The organism is Enterobacter sp. DVT3837 (genome assembly GCF_056238685.1).
This window is the reverse complement of the sequence record NZ_JBWDLA010000007.1, coordinates 1-3,820: the sequence shown is the minus strand read 5'-3', so window position 1 is coordinate 3,820 and position 3,820 is coordinate 1. Positions and strand designations below refer to the sequence as shown.

Genomic DNA, 3,820 nt, shown 5'->3' with positions numbered 1-3,820 from the left:
GCAGGAGAAAAATGCAGCAGCGGAGCGTCAGCAGAATATGTGATACAGGATATATTCCGCTTCCTCGCTCACTGACTCGCTGCGCTCGGTCGTTCGGCTGCGGCGAGCGGTACCGACTTACAGGCGGGGCGGAAATTTCCTGGGAGATGCCAGGAAGAAGCTTAACAGGGAAGCGATAAGGCCACGGCGAAGCCGTTTTTCCATAGGCTCCGCCCCCCTGACAAGCATCACGAAATCTGACGCTCAAATCAGTGGTGGCGAAACCCGACAGGACTTAAAGATACCAGGCGTTTCCCCCTGGTGGCTCCCTCGTGCGCTCTCCTGTTCCTGCCTTTCGGTTTACCGATGTCAATCCGCTGTTATGGCCGCGTTTATCTCATTCCACGCCTGACACTCGGTTCCGGGAAGGCAGTTCGCTCCAAGCTGGACTGTATGCACGAACCCCCCGTTCAGTCCGACTGCTGCGCCTTATTCGGTAACTATCGTCTTGAGTCCAATCCGAAAAAGGCACGACAAAGCGCCACTGGCAGCAGCCATTGGTAACTTGTGTACGAGAGATATTTAGAGAGTTCTTGAAGTGGTGGCCTGACTGCGGCTACACTGAAAGGACAGTATTTGGTATCTGTGGTCTCGTACACCCAGTTACCTTCGGAATAAAGAGTTGGTAGCTCTGAATTCCGGCAAACTAACCACCGTTGGTAGCGGTGGTTTTTTTGTTTACGGCTTAGGAGATTACGCTCAGAAACGAATGATCTCAATAACAAGTGTTATTTGATCCTCAACTTGAAGATTTTCTAGCTCTTCTCTCTGCATTATCTTTAGCACGACACGATTTACACCAACTCTGATTTCTCATCGCGTCATCCATATTTCTGAAACCAAACAATGCATATAACTCTTGAAATGAGTTAGCAGTTGTTGGGAATTGAGCGCACTCATATTTTGCACATGGACAAACATGTGGAAGACTTATTTCACCAGATGACATCTCACTCATAAATACCCCCAGACATATTATTAATGTGCAAAATTTAAAGTTTATTCCACTGCCTTACGAACGGCTGGCATAAGATCGTTATTTTCCTCAATCCTCAACATCCTAATATCTTGAACAGATGGAGCGAACCACGGATTTTTTTTTGCCAAATCCATTACAGCCAAAACACAAGAAACAGCATCGACTTTAGATACATCCCCAAAATATACACTTCCTTGCTGTCTTGTGAAGCCATGTGCTTCTAGAGCCTTCTTGATGTCTCCATAAGCATTCTGATAACTAGGTACATGGTATGTTTGCTCTAACATATCCTGATCAAGATCAAACGCTATAGCGTACATAATAATTATTCCTACTGATTTATAATTTGAGAGACGCGACCTTCAGACAGATCATACTCAACGGCAATATCTTTATTTTTGGCACCAGACATAGACTTCATCTTTATCTCAAGATTCCTAACTCTCATATCGGCATCAGCTTGAACTCGCTCAACAGCATCAAGACGCGATGCCGTACTTGCTAAAGCGGAAAAGATCTTGTCGTTACTTTTCTTTAACTGATGAATCTGAGTTCCCAGTTGGTTTTTTTTACGCCCCATCTTTGCACCATTAAGATTGCTATAGTTGCCAACGACAATACAACAACAAACATAAATTTCAACAAAAAAGCACATCAATTAAAGAACTAAAAATAAAAACGAATAAAATCAACAATATATAAAAAAAAACTTTAGTTGCCATGTATTTTATTTAGCTAAAGGCAAGATTTACCAATAAATACAGTCACTTAAAGAGTTGGCCCATATCTAGCTCTCGGTGCTTTTTCTAGCTCCAGTATTTTCTGGACCTGGCTCCGTTCATGCTGCTGGCGATGTTCGATTGTATTCAACTGTTCGACAACCGGCGCAGCTGCTCGCTCAAACTCTGCACCTGCCTGCTCAAGCCCGTGACGCGCTCGTTCAGCGCCGCGTTCTCCCGTTGCATAAGTCCAGACATCGTCCGCCATTCCGCGAAGGCATTCTCCCACTCGTCCAGCCTTTTCGAGTAGTCCTGTTGTAGCTGCTCTAATGCGCTCAATAACTGTTTTTCCAGCTCCGTCATGCTGCTCTACTCCTGTACCAGTCTGATGCCCTTCTTCCTGCCGTTGTCGAACGTCCAGTTCGTGTCCGCTTTCACGCCCTCCGGCAGCACCAGAAAACGCCCCTGGCTGTCTTCCTGGTACCTCACGCCCCACGTCCTGGCGTTCAGCTTCTCCAGCGCGTCTTTCTGCTCCCGGATACTCGTGTAATTGTCGAGTATCTGTTGCCCCTGCCACCACAGAATGCCCGCGCTCGAGGCTATCAGCAGCGTGGACACCAGGACGATGGTCAGCCACGTCTGGCTGACCATGCGCAGCATCCCTTTCGTGCGCTGGCTCATGGCTGAGGACAGCTTCCGGTCGTGGTCGAGGATGGCGGCGCTGATTCTCTTCTCGCTTTCGCTCAGTTCCGCTCTGACAGACTTCTCGTGCTCGCTGAATGCGGCTTTCAGCATCTCGCCGGTAGTCTGCTGCTGCGCTTTCGATTTCTGCTCTAAGTCCTTCGCCAGCGTTAAAAGACTGTTCATAGATGGCTCCCTTCAGTCGGATGTTTCGCCCCCCGTCCGGGTCGGCAATACTGATGCTGCTTTTCGTGGTGCGCACCACCTCAAAACCTGCACTTTCCAGCGCCTTAGTGACGTCCTGACGCGTTTTAAGCTCCCCGGACGACGCTAAGGAGAGTAAACCCCGCGTAATTGCCTGAGCGGCTTCCTGCTTTGTTTCCGGCAGCGCGGACGGCGTGACCAGCGCCCGCCGGTTCTCCGGTGCGTTCGGGTCGTGCAGCCCCAGCCTGCCGTTCACAATGGTCTGCCAGGCATCGATGCGCGGACGGTCGGCGCGGTCGTAATACGGCTGGAGCCGTTTGCCGGTCAGCAGCTCCGTGTTCGGGATCAGGAAGTTCAGCTCCAGCCGCCCCTTGTCCTGGTGCTCAACCCACAGCACGCTGTACTGGTCTTTATCGAGTCCGGGCATCAGAACCCGCTCGAAGCTCGCCATCAGCTTTTCACGCTGCCCGGGCGGTAAGTCCTGTTCGGCAAAGGACAGGACGCCGGAGGTATATTTTTTTGCGTAGGGCGAGGCGTCGATAAGCTCCCGGACTTCCTCCGGCTTCCCCTGCAGGATACTGGCGCCGTCGCGCTGCCGGTCTTTGCCCAGCAGATAATCCACCGGACCGGCACCACCGCCGCGCCCTCGCGGATGAAACTTAACGATCATCGTCTACCCCCTTTTCCAGCACGGCGTGCCGCAGGCGTTCAAGTCCGGCATCGATGGCCATCAGCGCGGCAACAACCTGCACACGGTCGTGTCCGCTGCCGCCACCGGCGTTAACCTGCCGGGCAATCTGGTTGAGGTTGTTACCCATGCCGGCAAGCTGACGAAGCAGCGCCGGCGAGATCGAGGGAAGTTTGCCGGCGCGGGCGGGCTTCTCGTCCAGACACGTCTGACGCATCCAGGCCGCGAGCTGTTTACCGTCGCAGCGCTCCAGCAGACGCCGGTGCTCATCCTCGGTCACCCACATAGTGAGCATTTTGCTGCGTTTATCTGCCAATCCGGCCTCCTGATAACGCCGGGACGGGCGGGAAATCTTTTCCCGATCGACGCGGTGTTGGACAAGCCGCAGGCGCGTCAGTGGTTTTAGCAGGTTTCGGGGCGCAGCCCTGAACCAGTCACGTAGCGCTAGCGGAGTGTATACTGGCTTACTATGTTGGCACGGATGCGAGTGTCAGTGAAGTGCTTCATGTG

Annotated in this window: 4 protein-coding genes and 1 pseudogene; 1 reads left to right on the top strand and 4 read right to left on the bottom strand. The window is 52.1% G+C overall.

The genetic code is table 11. The annotated features are described in order from the left end of the window. Nucleotides 1-432 precede the first annotated feature (432 nt). Nucleotides 433-565, top strand: a pseudogene (locus tag AC0XWG_RS26115) (replication initiation protein). Nucleotides 566-1,038: 473 nt separating this feature from the next. Here AC0XWG_RS26115 and AC0XWG_RS26110 read toward each other — a convergent pair. The 4 genes from AC0XWG_RS26110 to AC0XWG_RS26095 all read right to left on the bottom strand — a co-directional run bounded on the left by AC0XWG_RS26110 (nucleotide 1,039) and on the right by AC0XWG_RS26095 (nucleotide 3,605). Continuing rightward, nucleotides 1,039-1,338 (bottom strand): virulence factor, encoded by a 300-nt coding sequence (locus tag AC0XWG_RS26110; protein WP_024262786.1) that lies wholly within the window; start codon nucleotides 1,336-1,338, stop codon nucleotides 1,039-1,041. Between the two features lie 11 nt (nucleotides 1,339-1,349). Continuing rightward, a complete protein-coding gene (locus AC0XWG_RS26105; RefSeq protein ID WP_023063530.1) occupies nucleotides 1,350-1,598 on the bottom strand; it encodes a hypothetical protein in 249 nt (82 codons plus the stop codon). Between the two features lie 188 nt (nucleotides 1,599-1,786). Beyond that, nucleotides 1,787-3,292 (bottom strand): plasmid mobilization relaxase MbeA, encoded by a 1,506-nt coding sequence (gene mbeA, locus AC0XWG_RS26100; RefSeq protein ID WP_023063529.1) that lies wholly within the window; start codon nucleotides 3,290-3,292, stop codon nucleotides 1,787-1,789. Continuing rightward, nucleotides 3,282-3,605: a MobC family plasmid mobilization relaxosome protein gene (locus tag AC0XWG_RS26095; RefSeq protein ID WP_024262785.1), complete on the bottom strand. Its 324-nt coding sequence runs from the start codon at nucleotides 3,603-3,605 to the stop codon at nucleotides 3,282-3,284. Before AC0XWG_RS26095 ends, mbeA begins: the two co-directional genes overlap by 11 nt. Nucleotides 3,606-3,820: the final 215 nt, after the last annotated feature.